Below are 19182 nucleotides of genomic sequence, written 5' to 3'. Positions count from 1 at the left end.
GGAAGGTCCCCGCGGTCAGTCATAGATCGCCTCCACCAGCCACCGGCCGGACTCGACCGCCAGCAGGAGGGCCGCGCCGTCGGCCAGGCACACCTGGAACCGGGCGCGGCGGCGGGCCTCCGCCGGGGACCACCAGCGCTCGTCCACCGGCCACGGGCCGGCCCAGCCGACGATCTCCACCGGGCGGGCCGCGCCGACGGCCAGCCGCGCCGGGGCGGCGGTGAGCTGGAGCCGCGCGCTGACCCCGACCGGCTCGCCGGCCGCGTCGTGGACGGTCACGGCGAGCGGGGCGGGCAGCACCACGGCCGGCGAGGGCGGCGGCAGCCGACCCGGCCACGGCGGCGACGCGCCCCGCCCCGACGAGGCCGCCCCGCCCCGGGCAGGCCCACCGGACCGGTCGAACCCGCCAGCCCCACCGGACCGGTCAGCACGGCCCGGCCCGCCAGCCCCACCGGCCCGGACCGGGCCCGCCAACCCGCCGGGGCGGGCAGGGCCGGTCGGCTCGCCGACCCGGGCAGGGCCGGTCTGCGCGTCGGCCCAGGCAGAGCCAGCCAACCCGCCGGGACGGGCAGGGCCGGTCGGCTCGCCGACCCGGGCAGAGCCAGCCAACTCACCGACCCGGGCGGGAGCGGTCGGCTCGCCGGGGCGGGCGGGCAGCCGCTCGTCGCCCCACGGCACCAGCCGCACCTGGTCGCCCGGTGACCGGCCGCCGCCGAGGACCGCGGTGACCACCGCCTCGGGGCCGAGGAGGCCCTGCACCCGGCTCAGCGCCCGGTGCGCCCGCTCGCGTTCCTCGCCCGTCTCCCCCCACAGCCCGGGTTGCAGGTCGGCCCGGGCGAGCACCCCGTCGGGCACCAGGCGCAGCCGGATGATCCCCGCCGTCGGGCGGGTCGGGCGGGCGCCGGGGCGGCCGGCGCTGCCGGTGAGCCAGCCGTCGAGCTGCCACCGCACCCGGTCGGCGATGGCCACCGCGGTGAGCAGCCCGTCGTGCCGCCACACGCGGTGCAGCTCCTGGCCGTGGGCGGTGACCGCCTCGATGCCCAGCCGGGTGCAGGCCAACCCGTGCGCGGCGAGCCGGTCGTGCAGCCGCTCGGCCAGCGCGCGGGCGGCGAAGGCGGCGGCGTCGACCCGGTCGATCGGCTCGTCGTGGTCGGCGGTGACGGCCAGGTCCACCGGGGGCCGGCGGACGGCCAACGGCCGGTGGTCCCGGCCGGCGGCGAGCAGGTGGGCCAGCGCGCCGTCGAACCCGAACCGGGCCAGCACGTCCCCGGCCGGCAGCGCGGCGAAGCCCCCCAGGGTGCGTATGCCGAGCCGGCGCAGCAGGTCGGCCAGGGCCGGCCGGCCGAGCGCCTCCACCGGCAGGTCGGCCAGGAAGCCGGGGGTGCCGCCGGGGGGCACCACCTGCCCGGCACGGGCCGCCAGGCCGGCGGCGAACACCCCGTCGGCGATGCCCACCTGGCTCTCCACCGCACAGGTCTGGGCGACGTGCTCGATGATCCGCTCGGCGGCCGCCTCCTCGCCGCCCAGGTAGCGGGCCGGGCCCCGGGCGGCCAGCGCGCAGGTGCCGGGGCGCACCACCTCGACGCCGGCGGCCAGCTCCTCGACGGCGGCGACCACCGGCTCGAAGGCCCGGGCGTCCCGCCCCGGGTCGTGGTCGACGACGGTCAGCCGGGGGCAGCGCGCCTGCGCCTCCCGCTTGCGCAGGCCCCGGCGGACGCCCTCGGCGCGGGCCGCCTCGGAGCAGGCCACCACCCGGTTGGCGTGCAGCACGGCCACCGCCCCGGTGGCCGGCACCCCGTCGACGATCTCGGCGGCGAGCACCGGCCAGTCGGGACACCAGAGCAGCAGCGTCCGCACCGGCGCACCGGTCACGCGGGACCGACCACGGTGAGCGCGCCACGGCGGGGCGGTGCGCCCGCCGACGAGGACGGGACGCCCGACGAGGACGGGACGCCCGACGGGGGCGGCGGCGGGGCGACCGACGGCAGCGGCGGCGGGACGGGGCGGAGCCGGCCGGCGGCCGAGCGGCCGGTGGCGGAGACGCCCGGCGCGACGGGCGGGTGGGGGACGACCCGGGTCAGCGCGTCACCGGGGAGCCAGACCTTGATCTCCTTGGGCCGGGCCGCCGCGCCCCGCCCCCGGGCGCAGATGGTGACCTCGCGCCGCCGCAGCCGACCCCGGCCCTGGCCCAGCCCCTCCCAGACGCCCCGGACCACCTGCAACGTGACGTCCGCGCCGTCCCACCGGCCGTACGGGACGAGCACGCTGCCGCGCTGCCGCGCCCGGGCGGCCAGCCGGCTGGCCACGGAGGCGGAGACGGTGGCCGGCACGGCGGCGACCACCACGTCCACCCCGTCGATCAGGGCGGCGACGACGGTCGGCCAGTCGGGCCCGGGCTGCGGCACCAGGGCGAGCCGGTCCAGGGCGATGCCGGCCTCGGCCGCCGCCCCCGCGCCGAAGGTCGGCACGCCCACCACGGCGCACCACGAGCCGGCCCGGGACGCCTCGGCGAGCAGCGCCAGCACCAGGGAGGTGCCGCCGCTGCGCCGGGGCTGGCCGGCGGCGACCGCGATCGTGCTGCCCCGGCGCAGCCCCCGGCTGGGCAGCAGGCCGGTCAGCTCGGCGGCCACCGGCAGTGTCCGGTGCGCCCCGGCCGGGTCCGGCGCGCTCGCCGGACGGACCAGGCCGGCCAGTGCGGCGGAACCGACCACCATGCGGCCCGCCATCGGACCTACCCCCTGTCGTGCCTCGCCCGTCGTTGCCGAAGTGCCGTACCGAAGTGCTAGTGCTGTGCCGAAGTGCCGTGCGGAAGTGTCGAAGTGCCGCGCGGGGTGGGTGTCGCGGTCAGGCGGCGAGGCCGTCGAGCTCCGGCTGGTGGGCCAGCCCGAGGGAGGTCTCCACCACCGTCACGAACTGCTCGGCCGCCCGGAGCAGGTCGTCGGCCTGCCGGGCGCTGACCACCCGGGGGATGCCGGCCTCGGCGGCGGCGCGCTTGCCCGCGCCGGCGGCGAAGTAGGCGGCCCACTCGTCCAGCTCGGGGGCGACCGTGCAGAGCAGGACCCAGACGCTCGTGATGCGGTGTCGCCGGGCCGGCGCGGGGCGGGCGCGGGCGGCGAGCACGGCCGCGGCGGCGCGGAGGGCGGCGAGGTGGGCCGCGGCGTAGCGCAGGCCGTCGGGGCGGGTGCGGGCGGCCTCCGCCAGCCCGTGCCGGGCCACCGCGAGGAGCTGGGCCGGGGTGCGGTTCGGCAGCACGTGCGCCGGCACCGTCGGTGGCTGGGCCGAGTTGGTCGGCATGGGCTGCCTCCTCCACGTGGCCGGGGCCGGGCACGGCGGCCGGGGCCACCGGCACGGGCCGGGTCGGGTGGTGCGGAGGAAGACGCACCGGGTGGGGCCGGCCGGGTGTGGACGCTTCCCCACACCACACCCGGCCGGCGACCGGCGGGTTCGTCGCCCGCCGCCCGGGGGTCGTGGGCGGCGGGCGACGCTCCTGCCTGACGGGCCCGGACTCGCGACTGCCCGGGACCCAGGTGCGGCCCGCGGAGCCGCACCGCCCGGGGCCGGCGCCGCGAAACACCACCCCGGGTGGTTGGAACGGGCGTTCGAGGAAATCGAACACTCGTTCTAACTACTGCTGACAGTACACCTCGCGCCCGACGAAAACGCAACGTGTGGCGGGCCGGCGTGCCGAAACAGACGACGACGCTAGCCTCTGCTGGTGACGACTCCCCGCCCCGCCCTCGGTGTCGCCATGGTGCTCGGCTCGGGAGCCCTGTTCGCCGTCAACGGCACGGTCTCCAAGCTGGTGCTCCGGGCCGGCCTGAACGCGCAGCAGCTCACCCTGCTGCGCGCCCTGGGCGCGGTCGTCGTCCTGCTGCTGCTCAGCGTCGCGCTGCGGCCGGGGGCGCGCCGGCTGCGGGTCACCCCCCGGCAGCTCCCGCTGCTGCTCGGGTACGGCCTGACCGGCTTCTTCCTGGTGCCGATGCTCTACTTCGTCGCCATCTCCCGGCTGCCGGTCGGGATCGGCCTGCTGTTCGAGTACTCCGCCCCGCTGCTGGTCGCCCTCTGGGCGCGGTTCGGCCAGCGGCACCGGGTCCGCCCCCGGCTCTGGGTCGGCCTGGCGCTGAGCCTCGTCGGGCTGGGCTGCGTGGCCGAGGTGTGGGGCGGGCTGCGCCTGGACGGCCTGGGCGTGCTGGCCGGCGTGGGCGCGGCGGTCTTCCTGGCCGGCTACTACGTGCTCGGGGCGCGGGGCGTGCAGGGCCGGGACACCCTGTCGCTGTGCACCTGGGCGTTCGGCGGCTCCGCGGTGGCCGGGCTGCTCACCCGGGCGGTCACCGCCGGCGCCGGGGGCTGGGAGCCGCTGACCGGCCGCGCCGGGGGCGTGCCGGTCGCCCTGCTCTGCGCGTACGTGGTGGTGCTCGGCTCGGTCGTGCCGTACCTGCTGGTGGCCGGCGCGATGCGGCACCTGCCCGCGACCAGCGTCGGGATCGTCGGCATGGTGGAGCCGGTGCTCGCCGCGGCGGTCGCCTGGGTCGTCATCGGCGCGGGCGAGACGCTCAACGCCGCCCAGCTCGGCGGCGGCGCGCTGGTGCTGCTCGGGGTGGCGCTGGCCGAGACGGCCCGGTCGGCCCCGCCCGGACGGCAGACCGTGCCGCCCGCGCCCGACGCCGTGGTCACCGGCGCGCCCGCCGCCGGCCGCTGACCGCCGCGGCTCCCAGGACGCGCACAGGCTTCGCAAAGGACCGGTCGAGGTCACCGCCGCAGGGTGGGGACCATGAACGTCAGCCGTACCGAAACGATCGTCGGATGAGCGCCGCCGTCGCCGGGCGACCGGCCCCGGCCCGGCTCGTCCCGCCGGGGGCGCCCGGCTGGTGGGCCGACGCGGCGGGCGTCGCCGCCGTGCTCAGCCTGCTCGTGGTCACCGCCCTCTGGACGGCCGACCGGGGCGTGCAGGAGCTGCTGTCCGGGGTGGCCGGCGGCCTCACCTCCGCCGGCCGGCTCACCGGCCTGCTCAGCGCCGACCTGATGCTGATCCAGGTGGTCCTGATGGCCCGGGTGCCGCTGGTCGAGCGGCGCTTCGGCCAGGACCGGATCGCCCGCTGGCACCGGCTCGCCGGCTTCGCCTCGTTCCACCTGCTGCTGGCCCACGTGGCGCTGACCACCATCGGCTACGCGGGCACCGCCCGCGAGGGCGTCGTCACGCAGTTCTGGCTGCTGGTCACCGGCTACCCGGGGATGCTGCTGGCCACCGCCGCGCTGGGGCTGCTGGTGCTGGTGGTGGCCACCTCGGTGCGGGCGGCCCGCCGCCGGCTGCGCTACGAGTCCTGGCACCTGCTGCACCTGTACGCGTACCTGGGGATCGCGCTGGCCCTGCCGCACCAGCTCTGGACCGGCGCGGACCTCGTCGCCGCCCCCGCCGCGCGGGCGTACTGGTGGACGGTCTACCTGCTGGCGCTGGGCAGCGTGCTGGTGTTCCGGCTGGGGCTGCCGGCGTGGCGCTCCCTGCGGCACCGGGTCGAGGTGGCGGCGGTGGTGCCCGAGGCGCCGGGGGTGACCTCGGTGTGGCTGCGCGGGCGGGACCTGCACCGGCTGCCGGTGCGGGCGGGGCAGTTCTTCTCCTGGCGGTTCCTCGACGGCCCCGGCTGGTCCCGCGCCCACCCGTACTCGCTGTCGGCGCCCCCGGCGGGGGACCTGATGCGGATCACCGTGAAGGACCTCGGCGACGGCAGCGCCCGGGTGGCCGCCCTGCGCCCCGGCACCCGGGTGCTGCTGGAAGGCCCGTACGGGCGGCTGACCGGGGAGCACTGGCGCGGCGGCGGGATCACCCTGTTCGCCTGCGGGGTCGGCGTCACCCCGCTGCTGGCGCTGCTGTGGGAGCTGCCGTACGCACCGGGGCAGGCGGTGCTGCTCTACCGCGCGCGTACCGGGGAGGAGATCGCCTTCCGCGCGGAGCTGGACCGGCTCGCGGCCGAGCGTGGGGTGGTGGTGCACCACCTGGTCGGCCCGCGCGCCGGGCGACCCGCCTGGCTGCCGGCGTACGCGGAGGGGGCGACCGACGCCGAGGCGCTGCGCCGGCTCTCCCCCGACATCGCCGACCACGACGTCTTCCTCTGCGGCCCGGACGGCTGGGTCGACGCGGCGCGGGCCGCGACCCGCGCCGCCGGGGTGCCCGACGAGCACACCCACCACGAACGTTTTGCCTGGTGACAGGCGCGAAGGGGGTTTCCATGCGACGGATCACCGTGTGGCTGCTGTCCACCGTGGCGGCGCTGGTGCTGCTGTTCAGCTACAAGACCAGCACGATGGGGGTGGGCGGGGAGAGCAGCGCGATCGCCGCCGGCACGGGCGGCGACGCCGGCACCGACGCCGGCCCGTCGGGCACCGACGCCGGCACCGGCTCGTCCGGCACCGGCGCCGGGCGGTACGACGGGTCGGTGGCGCAGACCCGGTGGGGGCCGGTGCAGGTCCGGATCACCGTCTCCGCCGGGAAGATCACCGACGTCACCGCGCTCCGGGTGCCCGACGGCAACCACCGGGACCAGCAGATCAACGACTACGCGGTGCCGATCCTGCGGCAGTCGGCCCTGGCCGCGCAGAGCGCCGACATCGACACGGTCTCCGGGGCCACCGTCACCAGCGACGGCTACCGGGAGTCCCTCCAGGCCGCCATCGACGCGGCGCACCTGTGAACGGGAAGCTGGACACGATGGCCACGGCCACCGAGCCGGGCCGGCGGGCCTGGGTGGAACAGGTGATGGGCCTGCCGGTGAGCGTGCACCTGCGCGGGCCCGGGGTGCGCGACGACGCCGTCGCCGCCCGGGTGGAGGCGTTCTTCGTCGAGCTGCGCGCGGCCGACGACACGTTCAGCACGTACCGGCCGGACAGCGTCCTCGGCCGGCTCGCCGGCCGGTCGCCCGACCCGGCCACCGCCGACCCGGCGGTGCGGGAGGTCGTCGAGCTGTGCGAGCTGGCCCGGCTGCGCACCGGCGGCCGGTTCGACGCCCGGCGGCTGCCGCTGCCGCGCGGCGGTGTCGGCTTCGACCCGTCCGGGCTGGTCAAGGGCTGGGCGGTCGCGCGGGCCGCCCGGCGGCTGACCGACCTGCCCGACCACGACGTGTGCCTCAACGCCGGGGGCGACGTGCTGCTGCGCGCCGCGCCCGACCGGCCCGCCTGGCGGGTCGGCGTCGAGGACCCGCAGCGCCCCGGGCACCTGCTCGACGTGCTGGAGCGGGCGGGCGGCGCGGTCGCCACCTCCGGCACCGCCCGGCGCGGCGCGCACGTCACCGACCCGCGCGCCGGCCGGCCCGCCGGGGCCGTCCGGGCGGTCACCGTGGTCGGCCCCGACCTGCTCTGGGCCGACGTGTACGCCACGGCGGCCGTCGCCGGGGGCCCGGCCGCCCTGGACTGGCTGGCCGCCCTCGACGGGTACGCCGCCCTGCTGGTCACCGCCGACGGCCGGGTCCGGGCCACCCCCGGCTGGCCGGGGACCCGGCCGGCGGCGTGGGCCGCCGCGGCGTAGCCGGCCTGCGGGGGGCGCGGGTGGGTGGGTGCGCCGGGCCCGGCGGGGGCGGGGAGAATGGGCGGCATGCAGCCACACCCGAACGTGCGGGCCGTGCAGGAGGCCCTCGACGCCGCGGGCGCGCGGGACGGCTCCGGCCGGCCCAGCGAGGTCCGCCTGCTGCCCGAGGCGGTGCACACCGCCGCCGCCGCGGCCGACGCGCTCGGCGTCGCCGTCGGCGCCATCGCGAACTCGCTCGTCTTCGACGCCGACGGCGCGCCGCTGCTGGTGCTCACCTCCGGCGCGCACCGGGTGGACGCCGCCGGCCTGGCCGCGCACCTCGGGTTCACCCACCTGCGCCGGGCCACCCCCGAGTTCGTCCGCGCCCACACCGGCCAGCCGATCGGCGGGGTCGCCCCGCTCGGCCACCCCGGGCCGCTGCGCACCCTCGTCGACGTGGCCCTGGCGGGCCACGACGAGGTCTGGGCGGCCGGCGGGGTGCCCCAGGCGGTCTTCCCCACGACGTACGCGGAGCTGCTGCGGATCACCGCCGGCACCGCGACCGAGGTGGCGTGAGCGGCGTCCCCGACCTGGTCACCCTGCACGTCTGGCGGATCGGGCGGGCGGCCCTGCCCGGCGCGCTGGGCCGGATGGCGGCGCACCCGGCCCGGCTACGCCGCACCCCCGGGGTCCGGTTCGGCAAGCTGCTCGGCACGGGGACGGGCACCGGCTTCGGCCCCGGCGACGCCGACCCGACCCGCTGGGCGGCCCTCGCCGTCTGGGACCGCGCGGCCGACGCCGCCGGCTTCGACGCCTCGCCGGTGGGCCGCTCCTGGGCCCGCGTCGCCCGCTCGGCGGCGCGGGTCGACCTGCGCCCGCTGACCAGCCGGGGCGAGTGGTCCGGGCGGCGGCCCTTCGGCGAGCCGTCCGGCGGCCGGGTCGCCGGCCCGGTGCTGGCGCTGACCCGGGCCCGGCTGCGGGCCCGCCGGGCGGCCACCTTCTGGCGGGCCGTCCCGCCGGTGGCCGCCGCCCTGCACGCCGCGCCCGGCCTGCTGGCCCGGTTCGGCGTCGGCGAGGCCCCGCTGGGCTGGCAGGGCACGGTCAGCGTGTGGCGCGATCCGGCGGACCTCGTCGCGTTCGCGTACCGTCACCCCGAGCACCGCGCCGCCATCGCGCGCACCCCCACCGAGGGGTGGTACGCGGAGGAGCTCTTCGCGCGGTTCGAGGTGCGCGACGTGGTCGGCGACCGGGCGGTGCTGGGGTGGGTCGCCGACGGCGACGCGGCAACGGCGAAGGATGGACGGGCATGAGGTTGGTGCGCTGGACGCCGGACGACCTGGTCCGACGGCTGGACGACGTGGTGGCCGTCTACGGCGAGGCGATGAACTACCGGGCCGACCTGCTGGAGGCGCGGCGCGGCTACATCGCCACCCACGTGCGCCGCCCCGGCTTCCGCGCCGTGGCCAGCCTCACCTCGGAGGGGCACCTGGCCGGCTTCGGCTACGGCTATCTCGGCACGCCCGGCCAGTGGTGGCACGACCAGGTGCACCGGGCGCTGACCGCCGGGGCCCGGCGGCGCTGGCTCACCGACTGCTTCGAGGTGGTCGAGTTGCACGTCCGGCCGCCCGCCCAGGGGCACCGCCTGGGCACCCGGCAGCTCACCGCGCTGCTCACCATGGCGCCGGGCGGCACCACCCTGCTCTCCACGCCCGAGGCCGACGAGCAGCGGTCCCGGGCCTGGCGGCTGTACCGCCGGTTCGGCTTCGTCGACGTGCTGCGCCACTTCCACTTCCCCGGCGACGAGCGCCCGTTCGGCATCCTCGGCCGGGACCTCCCGCTCACCCCGCCGGCCCCGGCCGCCGGCCCGGCCGACCGGGCGGGTTCCGGCGCCCCCGCGCAGGCCGGCCCGGCATCGGGACCGGCCGCGCCGTGACCCGGACCGGCCTCCGGCCGCTGCTGCCCTGGGTGGGGCTGGGCGCGCTGGTCCTGGCCCAGATCTGCTATCCGCTCACCGCCGACGCCACCCGGGCCGGGCTGACCGTGGCCACCGTCGTGCTCGGCTACGTCCTCTCGGTCGGCCACGCGCTGCTGACCCGGGGGCCCCGCGCGGCGGCGGCGCTGGTCGCGGTGGCCACCGGGGGCGGCTTCGCCATCGAGGCGCTCGGGGTGGCCACCGGCTTCCCGTTCGGCAGCTACGACTACTCCGGGGAGCTGGGCCCGAAGCTGGCCGGGGTGCCGCTGGTCATCCCCCTGGCCTGGACCTGGATGGCCTGGCCCGCCTGGCTCGCGGCGGCCCGGCTCGTCGCCCCCGGCGTCGCCCGGGTGGCCCTCGCCGCCGTCGGGCTCGCCGCCTGGGACCTGTTCCTCGACCCGCAGATGGTCGCCGAGGGCTACTGGGTGTGGCGCGACGCCACCCCCGCGCTGCCCGGCCTGCCCGGCGTGCCCGTCAGCAACTACCTCGGCTGGCTGCTGTTCGCGGTGCTGCTGATGGCGGCGCTGCGCCCGCTGGCCGGGCCGGTCGTCGACCGGGCCGGCCCCGGCGACGCCCCGATGTTCGCGCTCTACCTGTGGACGTACGCCTCCAGCATCCTGGCGCACGCGGTGTTCCTCGGCCTGCCCGCGTCGGCGGCGTGGGGCGCGGCCGGCATGGCGGTCGCCGCCGTCCCGCTGGCCCTGGCGCTCGGCCGCGACCGCCGACCGGACCGGCAGGACCGCGACCGCCGGCAGGACCGGCAGCCCCAGCAGGGCCCGCCCGCCGACGCGACCGCATGACCGGCGTCCTGCTGCTGCTCGCCGCCGTCGCCGCGCTCACCGCGCACACCTGGGTCAACGCGACCCGGTGGCTGCGCCGCCCGGCCGGCGGGCCCGTCGAGGTCGCCGAGGCCGTCGCGGTGCTGCTGCCGCTGCGCGACGAGGCCGACCGGGTCACCCCGTGCCTCCGCTCGCTGCTCGCCCAGCGCGGCGTGCCCGGGCTGCGCATCGTGGTGCTCGACGACGGCTCCACCGACGGCACCGCCGACGTGGTCCGCGCCGTCGCCGGCGGCGACGACCGGGTCACCCTGCTCACCGGCGTCGCCCCGCCGCCGGGCTGGCTGGGCAAGCCGCACGCCTGCCACCAGCTCGCCACCCGCGCCGACCCGGCCGCCACCGCGCTGGCCTTCGTCGACGCCGACGTCGTCCTCGCCCCGTACGCGGTGGCGGCGGCCGTCGCCGAGCTGCGCGCCGCGCGGGCGACGCTGCTGTCGCCGTACCCGCAGATCGTGACCCGGACCCCGGCGGACCGGCTGGTGCAGCCGCTGTTGCAGTGGCTGTGGCTGACCTTCCTGCCGCTGCGGGCGATGGAGCGCTCGCCGCGGCCGTCGCTGGCGGCGGCCGGCGGGCAGTTCCTCGTGGTCGACCGGGCCGGCTACGCGGCGGCGGGCGGCCACGCCGCCGTGGCCGACCGGGTGCTGGAGGACATCGAGCTGGCCCGCGCGGTCAAGCGCTCCGGCGGGCGGATCGCCCTGGCCGACGGCTCCCGGCTGGCCACCTGCCGGATGTACGACGACTGGCCGCAGCTGCGCGACGGCTACACCAAGTCGCTGTGGGCCTCGTTCGGCCACCCGACGGCGGCGGCGGCCGTGCTGGCGGCCCTGCTGCTGCTCTACACGGCTCCCCCGCTGGCCGCGCTGGCCGCCCTGGTCGCGGGCGCCCCGGCGGTGGCGACGGTGGCGGCGCTGGCCTGGCTGCTCGGGGTGGCCGGGCGGGCGGTCAGCGCCCGCGCCACCGGCGGCCGGTGGTGGCCCGACGCGCTCGGCCACCCCGTGTCGGTCGTGGTCCTCGGCTGGCTGACCGCGCGGTCGTACCATCTGCGGAAGCGGCGTCGCCTGTCCTGGCGGGGTCGCCCGGTCAGCTAGGAGGGCACGTCATGGCGCGGATCGTGGTCGTCGGTGCCGGGGTGGGTGGGCTGGCCACCGCCGCCCGGCTGGCCGCCACCGGGCACGAGGTGACCGTCTTCGAACAGGCCGGCACGGTCGGCGGCAAGCTCGGCCGGTACGTCCACGACACCCCGGCCGGCGCGTTCCACTTCGACACCGGGCCCAGCCTGCTCACCCTCCCGGAGGTCTTCCACGACCTGTTCGAGGCGACCGGCGCGAAGCTCGACGAGTATCTCGACCTGACCCCGCTGGACCCGATCGTCCGGCACGTCTTCCCCGGCGACGGGCCCGCCCTCGACTCCTGCGCCGACCCGACCGAGTTCGCCGGCCGCGTCGGCGCGGCGTTCGGCGACCGGGCCGCCGCCGACTGGCAGCGGCTGTGGCGGCGCGCCGCCCGGGTCTGGGGCGCCTCGCAGCGCGACATCCTGCGCCGGCCCATCGACTCGCCGCTGGACCTGGCCGCGCTGGCCTGGCGGCTGGGCGACCTCGCCGCCATCGCCCCCGGGCGCACCCTGCGCGGGCTGGGCCGCCGGCACCTGGCCGACCCCCGGCTGCGGATGCTGCTGGACCGGTACGCCACCTACACCGGGGCCGACCCGCGCCGGGCCCCGGCGGCGCTGGTCGCCGTCCCGTACGCGGAGCTGGCGTTCGGCGGCTGGTATCTGCGCGGCGGCCTGGGCACCCTCGCCGACGCGCTGCTGACCCGCTGCCTGGACCTGGGCGTGGTCGTGCAGACCGGCACCGCGGTCACCCGGATCGACGCGGCGGGCGGCCGGGTCCACGGGGTACGCCTCGCCGGCGTCGCCGCGCCCGTGCCCGCCGACGTGGTGGTCGCCAACGTCGACGCGCTGACCCTCTACCGGGACCTACTGCCCAGCCCGCGCCGGCTGGCCGGGCTGACCGACCGCAGCCTCGCCGGCTTCGTGCTGCTGCTCGGGGTGGCCGGCGAGAGCGGCCTGGCCCACCACAACGTGTTCTTCCCGCGCGACTACGACGCCGAGTTCGACGCGGTCTTCGGCCACCCCGGGCGGGGCGTGCGGGCCCGGCCGGCCTCCGACCCGACCGTCTTCGTCACCGTCGCCGACGACCCGGCGGTGCGCCCCGCCGGGCACGAGGCGTGGTTCGTGCTGGTCAACGCGCCCCGCCACGGCACCGCCACGGGCGCGGTGGACTGGCGGCGGCCGGGCCTGGCCGACGCGTACGCCGACCGGGTCCTCGACGTGCTCGCCGAGCGCGGCGTGGACGTGCGCGACCGGCTGGTGTTCCGGGAGGTCCGCACCCCGGCCGACCTGGACGCCGCCACCGGCGCGCCCGGCGGCGCGATCTACGGCACCGCGGGCGGGCTGCTGCGGCCGGCGAACCGGGGGCCGGCGGCCGGGCTGTGGCTGGTCGGCGGCTCGGGGCACCCCGGGGGCGGCCTGCCGATGGTCACCCTCTCCGCGCAGATCGTCGCCGACGCCATCGGCCCTGCCTGGGAGTAAGGAGGGGCACCTTGTTAACGCATTCTGTAGAGCAGGGGCCCCTTCTTAACGCCCCGCTGCGGCTTAACGCCCCGCCGCGGCGGGTCAGCCGGCCTCGATGAGGGGTCAGCCGGCCTCGATGAGGGCGCGGCGGACGGCGGCGAGCAGCTGCCCCAGCCCGAAGCCGGCCAGCAGCACCCAGACGGCGGTGGCCATGGTGATCGTGCCGGCGGTCAGGTCCGGGTCGATCAGCCCGGCCAGGCCGGACAGCAGCAGCCCGACCAGGGCCACGCAGACCCGGGTGGGCCGCTCCCCCACGGTGACCGCGCCGATCTCCCGCATCCCGGCCGACACGGAGCGGGCCCGGACGTACTCGTGCAGCCAGGACAGCCCGCCGGCGGCGGCTACCAGCGTGCCCGGCGCGCCCACCAGCCAGAACGCGGCCAGCCAGGCGGCCTCGCCGAGCCGGTCGGCCACCGAGTCGTAGACGTAGCCGAGCCGGGTGGTGCGGTTGGTGGCCACCGCCACCGCGCCGTCGACGCTGTCGGCCACGGACGCGGCCAGCACGAACAGCGCCGCGAGCACCGGCCCGCTCACCGGCCGGACGGCGAACAGCGGCACGCAGAGGCAGAGCAGCACCCCCGCCACGGTGACGGCGGTCGGGGTGACCCGGAGCCGGCCCAGCACATAGCCGACGTGGTAGGCGAACCGCAGCCAGGCACGGACCACCGGGGCCGCCGCCCGGGGGTCGAACCCCCCGTGCAGCCGCGCCCACGCCGTCGCGTACTCGTCCCAGTTCAGCGAAGTGCCCACCACGGAACAACCGTCGCACCGGCGCTGTGGTGTCGCGCCACTGGGGTCACACCTGCGCGCCGACCTGCAACTGCTGCCAGACCTCGCGGGTCGCCGTGGACCGGTTGAGGGTGATGAAGTGGATGCCGGGCACGCCCTCGTCGAGCAGTCGCCGGCACATCTCGGCCGCCTGCTCGATGCCGAGCCGGCGGACCGCCTCCGGGTCGTCGGCCACCTCGGCGAAGCGCGCGGCCAGGGCCGGCGGGAACGGGGCCCCGGACAGCTGCACGGACCGCTCGATGGTGCTGAGCTGGGTGACCGGCATCACCCCGGCCAGGATCGGGGTGTCGCAGCCGGCCGCCGCCACCCGGTCCCGCAGCCGCAGGTAGTCGTCGGCGTCGAAGAACATCTGGGTGACCGCGAACTCCGCCCCGGCCCGGCACTTGCGCACGAAGTGCGCGGTGTCGCTGGCCACGTCGGGTGAGCGGGGGTGCTTGTAGGGGAAGGCGGCCACGCCGACGCTGAAGTCACCGGAGTCACGCACCAGCCGCACCAGGTCCTCGGCGTAGAGCACCCCCTCGGGGTGGCGGACCCACTCGCCGCCCGGGTCGCCGGGCGGGTCGCCCCGCACGGCGAGCACGTTGCGCACCCCGACGCCGGCCAGCCGGCCGATGACGTTGCGCAGCTCGGCGACGGAGTGGTTGACGGCGGTGAGGTGCGCCATCGGCAGCAGGGTGGTCTCGGTGGCGATCCGCTCGGTCACCGCGACCGTGGTGTCCCGGGTCGACCCGCCGGCCCCGTAGGTGATCGAGACGAACGAGGGACGCAGCGGCTCCAGCTCGCGGATCGCCTGCCACAGCAGCCGCTCGCCCTGGGCTGTCTTGGGCGGGAAGAACTCGAACGAGAAGGTGGGCTGACGGTCACGGATCAGCTCCCCGATCGCCGGCTGCGGGTTGGGGAGGACCGATGGTAGACCGAGAGCCATGGTCCGACTCTAGCGGCCGGGCGGCACCGCACCCAGGACCTTCCCACCTGACGCGACCGCCCCCGACCGCCACGCGGGACGGGCGCGAGACGACACGGGGTCGCGGCACGGACACGGCACGGAGTCGCGGCACGGCGGCGGGCCGGGGCGGAACGTCGTACCCCCGGGGTAGACAGGCGTAGCGCGGACGGGGCCCGCGCGGGGGTCAGCACCGACCGGCGGCGCGCCGGTCCCGCCTGGTGCGCGGGTCGACGCCGCCCTCGCGCCGACCCTGCCGGAGGACCCATGACGCCCACGCTGCCCGGCCCGGAGTCGCTCGGGCCGCTGCTCGCCCGGCTCCGGCGGGCCCGGGGCCGCAGCCAACAGGCCCTCGCCGCCGAGCTGTGCGCCGCCTCGGGCGTGCCCACGCTGAGCCGGCACGAGGTGTCCCGCTGGGAGCGGCAGCTCCGGGTGCCGGGAGGCTTCTGGCTGGGCTGGCTGGCCGTGGTCCTGGCCACGCCGGTGGAGCTGCTGGCCGACGCCGCCGGGCACGCCCGGCACGCGCGCCGGGCGCTGCCGGCCGCCCTGGGACGCCCACCGGCCGGCGGCATGACGCCCCGCGCCGGCCTGCGGCCGAGGGGCCCGGAGCGGCTCCGCCCGCCCCGGCACGCCACCCGCCCCGCCCGGCGGCGCAGCCGGCCCGACCGGCCCGCCTGACGCCCTGCCGCCTCTGACTCGCCACTGACGCCACTGACGCCGAACGGCCGAGCGGCGGGCCCGGCCTACGCCGGGCCCGCCGCTCGGCCGAAAGGCGGGCCCGGTGGAAACCGTGCCCGCCTTTCGTTGTCTCACCTGGTCATGGGATCAGCGGCGGAGGGTCAGCAGGCCCGGCCGGTACGGCAGGAGGCCGTAGTCGACGCCGTCGGAGCTGGGGGAACGACCCTGGTAGAGCAGCTGCAAGTTGCACGGGTCGATCGTGTTCGTCTGATCCGCGCTGGTGCGCAGCAGTTCGCCGTGGCTGATGTCGTTGGTCCAGGTGGCGCCGCTGTTGGCCTTGCCCGCGAACGGGTTGTTGTAGGTCGTCGCGTTCGGCGTCCAGGTGCCGCTCAGGCTGGTCGCCGTGAACGAGCGGAAGTAGCGCTCCCAGGAGCTGGTCCTGGCCTCGATGATCATCAGGTACTGGTTGCGGCCCTGCACCTTGTAGACCTGCGGTGCCTCGAAGATGTTCTCCGAGGTGTCGCTCATGATGGTCGTGTAGCTGGAGCCGAAGCTGCCCGGGAAGTTCCCGATCGGCATGATCTGGCGGTAGATCTTGCCGTTGTCGCCGGCGAAGAACAGGTACATGTTCTGGTCGTCGCCGATGATCGTCTGGTCGATCACGCCGGTGCCGGAGCCGGTGATCGTCGCGGTCGACAGGGGCTGCGGGGCCGACCAGCCGTTGGCGTTGGCCGGGTCGGTCGACGTGCGGTACGAGAACGACGTCGGACCCCACTGGTGGGCGAGGACCCAGATGTTCTTCGGCGCGAAGTAGAACAGCGACGGCGCCACGGTGCTCTGGCTCATGGTGTTCTGGGGGGCCGAGCCGAGCTGGTTGAGGTTGTCGACCAGGCCGAAGTTCATCGAACCCCAGCCGCCGGTGGCGCTACTGCTGTGGGTGGTGGCGTACACCAACTGCTTGCCCTGGTAGGGGGCGATGGTGAAGTCCTTCAGTGACGCCCAGCCGGCCTTCGGCTGCGCCAGCGGGCCGGTCGACGACCACCGGTACGTCGACGGCAGGTCGCACGTGCCGCCCGGCGGGGGCGTCGTCGGCGGCGGGGTGGTGGGGTTCGTCCCACCGTCGACGCGGACGAGCTGCCACTGCTGGTTGCTGCCGTTCCAGTCGTCGTACTGCACGATGTTGCCGCCGTCGGCGGTCGACGCGCCCTGCACCTCGACGACCTTGTTGCTGTTCCGGTTGATGAACCGGACGTAGCCCCCGTCGGAGTCGGCCAGCCGGAACTGCTGGTTGGTGCCGTTCAGGTCGCTCCACTGCACGATGCTGCCGCCGTTGGCGGTGGAGAAGTTGTAGACGTCCAGCACCTTGCCGGACAGCCGCGACTTGAGCCGGTAGTAGCCGCCGCCGGAGTCCACGAACTGCCACTGCTGCTGGTTGCCGTTGTTACGCGTCCACTGGGTGATCCGCGCCCCGTCGCTCGTGGCGAGGTTGTAGACGTCAAGGGCCTTGCCGCTGTTGCGGTTGACCAACACGTACCACGCGTTCGTGTCGACCGTCGCCGCGGCGGCGGGCGACGACACCGCAGCCGCGGCGGCCACGCCGAGCACCACCGTCGACACGCCGGCGGCGACGACCCGAGACAGCCACCCGCGTCGCCGCTGCGGCGGCGGTGCGATCGATGGCGATCCACCAATGGCAGACATGATCCTCCTTCAAATGACCAGAGATGGGCAGCGCGGGGACGGCCGCGCGCGTCGATGATGTGAGCGCTAACATCACGTACGCAGGCCTGGCGCACGCCAATCCAAGACCAACGAAGCGGGCTTGCCCGGCAGCCGTGGGCGTCGTCGTCCTTGACCATCGACTGTGAGCGATAACACGCCGTTCGTCAAGTCGTAATGTTCGATACCCGAGCGAGCGTCACGCACCGTCGGCGGCGCGCCCACCCGGCGGGATCGGCTCCGGGTCGCCGACCCCGGATCGTCGGCCCCGGGGCGTCCCGTCACCCGGACGCCCCGGCTCCCCGGCACGAGCGGCCGGTGACACGCCACGCACCGCCGATGCGGCAGCCGCCGGGCGACCCGATAGCGTCGGGGCGTGAACCACGCTGCTCCCGTTTCCCCCGTCGACCGGGCCGGCCTGCGCCAGCGGATCGACACGGCCCTCGCCGGCTTCCTCGCCGGCCAGCGCACCTGGCTGACGGCCGTCGACGAGGCCCTGGTGCCGGTGGCCGAGGCGATCGAGGCGTTCGTGCTGGGCGGCGGCAAGCGGCTGCGCCCCGCGTTCGCGTACTGGGGGTTCCGGGGCGCGGGCGGCGGCGACGCCGACCAGGTGGTCACCGCCCTGGCCGCGCTGGAGTTCGTGCAGGCCAGCGCACTGATCCACGACGACCTGATGGACCGCTCGGACACCCGGCGCGGCGAGCCGGCGGTGCACCGGCGGTTCGCCGCCCGGCACCGGGGGGCCGGCTGGGGCGGCGACGCCGACGGCTTCGGCGACGCGGCGGCGATCCTCCTCGGCGACCTGTGCCTCGTCTGGTCCGACGAGCTGCTGCACTCCGCCGGGCTGGACCCGCGCGTCGTCGCCCGGGCCCGGCCCGTCTTCGACGAGATGCGCACCGAGGTCACCGTCGGGCAGTACCTCGACGTGCTGACGCAGGTCACCGGCGACACGTCGGTGGAGCGCGCGGGCAAGGTCGCCCGGTACAAGTCGGCCAAGTACACCGTCGAGCGTCCGCTGCTGCTGGGCGCGGCGCTGGCCGACGCGCCCGCCCACGTGCGGGCGGCCTACTCGGCGTACGGGCTGCCGCTGGGCGAGGCGTTCCAGCTCCGCGACGACGTGCTCGGGGTGTTCGGCGATCCGGCGCAGACCGGCAAGCCGGCCGGCGACGACCTGCGCGAGGGCAAGCGGACGTACCTCGTGGCGGCAGCCGTGGCGGCGAGCGACGACGCGGGCCGCGCCCTGCTGCTCGGCCGGCTCGGCGATCCGGAGCTGGACGCCGACGGGGTGACCCGGCTGCGCGAGCTGATCACCTCGACCGGCGCGCTGGCCCGCACCGAGGAGCGGATCGCGGCGCTGACGGAGACGGCGCTCGCCGCACTGTCGGCCGTCGACCTGGAGACGGAGGCCCGGCAGGCGCTGGTGGACCTGGCCATCGCCGCCACCCGCCGCACCGACTGACCCGCCCCGCCGGCCGACCCGCCCGGTCCGGTCCGTCAGCCGACCGACCCGGCCGGACGCCACCGGCCGACCGCCCTGGTCCGCCCCGCCGGCCGACCAAGCCGGCCCGCCGCGCGGACCGGCCGGTGTCCGGCCGGGCGGAGGTCGACCGGGAGGGCCGTCAGAAGCCGAGGGCCTGGGCGCGGCGCTTGACCTCGCGGGCGTGGTCGCCGCCGAGGGTGGCCGCCGGGGTGCCGCCGGAGAGCGTGTCGTCGGGCTCGTAGAGCCAGCGCAGCGCCGCCTCGTCGTCGTAGCCGGCGTCGGCGAGCAGGGTGAGCACGCCGGGCAGGTGCTTGAGCACGGTGCGGTTGGCCACCAGGTCGGCGGGCACCCGGCGCACGCCGTCGCGGCGCACGGCGAGCAGCTCGCGGTCCCGGATCATCTGGTGCACCTTGCTGATCGACAGGTCGAGGCGCTCGGCGACGTCCGGCAGGGCCAGCCAGTCGGCCGGGTCGGTCGGGCCGGCGAGGCCGGCGTCGGAGGCGGCCTGGCCGGAGGGTGCGGAGTCGGTCACCCGATCACCCTGCCACGCCCCCGCCCGGGAGGCGCGCGGCACCCCCCTCGGCCCGCTGGCGAGCAGGTCGGCGGGGGCACCGGGGCCGGTCCACGCGCGCGGCGTG

General features: G+C 77.3%; 18 protein-coding genes and 1 pseudogene. 12 read left to right on the top strand and 7 right to left on the bottom strand.

What is annotated here, in order from left to right:
- Positions 1-15: 15 nt before the first annotated feature.
- From HDA31_RS07100 to HDA31_RS07090, 3 genes and pseudogenes are all read right to left on the bottom strand, one after another.
- Entirely contained in the window at positions 16-1872 is a 1857-nt protein-coding gene (locus HDA31_RS07100; RefSeq protein ID WP_178065862.1) for a Y-family DNA polymerase, read from the bottom strand.
- A gap of 95 nt (positions 1873-1967) precedes the next feature.
- Positions 1968-2726: pseudogene (gene imuA' / locus HDA31_RS07095) on the bottom strand (DnaE2-dependent mutagenesis accessory factor ImuA'); the annotation flags it as partial.
- 118 nt (positions 2727-2844) lie between these two features.
- The gene (locus HDA31_RS07090) at positions 2845-3294 is read right to left on the bottom strand and encodes an SAV_6107 family HEPN domain-containing protein (protein WP_074474473.1); all 450 of its coding nucleotides are present in this window, start codon (positions 3292-3294) and stop codon (positions 2845-2847) included.
- Positions 3295-3715: 421 nt separating this feature from the next.
- Between HDA31_RS07090 and HDA31_RS07085 the strand changes: the two genes are divergently transcribed.
- The 10 genes from HDA31_RS07085 (at position 3716) to HDA31_RS07040 (ending at position 12893) form a co-directional block, all read left to right on the top strand.
- On the top strand, positions 3716-4699 hold the full coding sequence (locus HDA31_RS07085; RefSeq protein ID WP_219824940.1) for an EamA family transporter: 984 nt from the start codon (positions 3716-3718) through the stop codon (positions 4697-4699).
- Between the two features lie 104 nt (positions 4700-4803).
- Entirely contained in the window at positions 4804-6204 is a 1401-nt protein-coding gene (locus tag HDA31_RS07080; RefSeq protein ID WP_178065863.1) for a ferredoxin reductase family protein, read from the top strand.
- 20 nt (positions 6205-6224) lie between these two features.
- Positions 6225-6686, top strand: coding sequence for an FMN-binding protein (locus HDA31_RS07075; protein WP_178065864.1), 462 nt, complete (start codon positions 6225-6227; stop codon positions 6684-6686).
- A 17-nt stretch (positions 6687-6703) separates the two neighbouring features.
- A complete protein-coding gene (locus HDA31_RS07070; RefSeq protein ID WP_178065865.1) occupies positions 6704-7516 on the top strand; it encodes an FAD:protein FMN transferase in 813 nt (270 codons plus the stop codon).
- Between the two features lie 66 nt (positions 7517-7582).
- Positions 7583-8071, top strand: a complete 489-nt coding sequence (locus HDA31_RS07065; protein WP_074474476.1) for a YbaK/EbsC family protein — start codon at positions 7583-7585, stop codon at positions 8069-8071.
- On the top strand, positions 8068-8805 hold the full coding sequence (locus tag HDA31_RS07060; RefSeq protein WP_178065866.1) for a monooxygenase: 738 nt from the start codon (positions 8068-8070) through the stop codon (positions 8803-8805). The genes HDA31_RS07065 and HDA31_RS07060 overlap by 4 nt, the downstream gene beginning before the upstream one ends.
- Positions 8802-9428, top strand: a complete 627-nt coding sequence (locus tag HDA31_RS07055) for a GNAT family N-acetyltransferase (RefSeq protein ID WP_074474478.1) — start codon at positions 8802-8804, stop codon at positions 9426-9428. The genes HDA31_RS07060 and HDA31_RS07055 overlap by 4 nt, the downstream gene beginning before the upstream one ends.
- Positions 9425-10267, top strand: a complete 843-nt coding sequence (locus tag HDA31_RS07050) for a carotenoid biosynthesis protein (RefSeq protein WP_178065867.1) — start codon at positions 9425-9427, stop codon at positions 10265-10267. Before HDA31_RS07055 ends, HDA31_RS07050 begins: the two co-directional genes overlap by 4 nt.
- A complete protein-coding gene (locus HDA31_RS07045; protein WP_178065868.1) occupies positions 10264-11391 on the top strand; it encodes a glycosyltransferase family 2 protein in 1128 nt (375 codons plus the stop codon). The genes HDA31_RS07050 and HDA31_RS07045 overlap by 4 nt, the downstream gene beginning before the upstream one ends.
- Before the next feature lie 11 nt (positions 11392-11402).
- Entirely contained in the window at positions 11403-12893 is a 1491-nt protein-coding gene (locus HDA31_RS07040) for a phytoene desaturase family protein (RefSeq protein WP_178065869.1), read from the top strand.
- Between the two features lie 105 nt (positions 12894-12998).
- Here HDA31_RS07040 and HDA31_RS07035 read toward each other — a convergent pair whose 3' ends face one another.
- Both HDA31_RS07035 and metF read right to left on the bottom strand, forming a co-directional pair.
- A complete protein-coding gene (locus HDA31_RS07035) occupies positions 12999-13688 on the bottom strand; it encodes a CDP-alcohol phosphatidyltransferase family protein (protein WP_178065870.1) in 690 nt (229 codons plus the stop codon).
- A gap of 43 nt (positions 13689-13731) precedes the next feature.
- Positions 13732-14649: a methylenetetrahydrofolate reductase [NAD(P)H] gene (gene metF / locus HDA31_RS07030; RefSeq protein ID WP_074474483.1), complete on the bottom strand. Its 918-nt coding sequence runs from the start codon at positions 14647-14649 to the stop codon at positions 13732-13734.
- A gap of 285 nt (positions 14650-14934) precedes the next feature.
- Between metF and HDA31_RS31990 the strand changes: the two genes are divergently transcribed.
- Entirely contained in the window at positions 14935-15345 is a 411-nt protein-coding gene (locus HDA31_RS31990) for a helix-turn-helix domain-containing protein (protein ID WP_178065871.1), read from the top strand.
- A gap of 147 nt (positions 15346-15492) precedes the next feature.
- Here HDA31_RS31990 and HDA31_RS07020 read toward each other — a convergent pair whose 3' ends face one another.
- Positions 15493-17046 (bottom strand): non-reducing end alpha-L-arabinofuranosidase family hydrolase, encoded by a 1554-nt coding sequence (locus HDA31_RS07020; RefSeq protein ID WP_178065872.1) that lies wholly within the window; start codon positions 17044-17046, stop codon positions 15493-15495.
- A 394-nt stretch (positions 17047-17440) separates the two neighbouring features.
- On the opposite strand from HDA31_RS07020, the gene HDA31_RS07015 reads away from it, so the two are divergent.
- A complete protein-coding gene (locus HDA31_RS07015; protein WP_074474856.1) occupies positions 17441-18523 on the top strand; it encodes a polyprenyl synthetase family protein in 1083 nt (360 codons plus the stop codon).
- A 160-nt stretch (positions 18524-18683) separates the two neighbouring features.
- On the opposite strand, the gene HDA31_RS07010 is transcribed toward HDA31_RS07015, so the two are convergent.
- On the bottom strand, positions 18684-19076 hold the full coding sequence (locus HDA31_RS07010) for an Rv2175c family DNA-binding protein (protein ID WP_074474970.1): 393 nt from the start codon (positions 19074-19076) through the stop codon (positions 18684-18686).
- Positions 19077-19182 lie beyond the last annotated feature (106 nt).

It is taken from the genome of Micromonospora carbonacea, assembly GCF_014205165.1.
Classification (GTDB): Bacteria; Actinomycetota; Actinomycetes; order Mycobacteriales; family Micromonosporaceae; genus Micromonospora; species Micromonospora carbonacea.
Note: the sequence above shows the minus strand (reverse complement) of the source record. Positions and strands in the feature narration are given on the sequence as shown.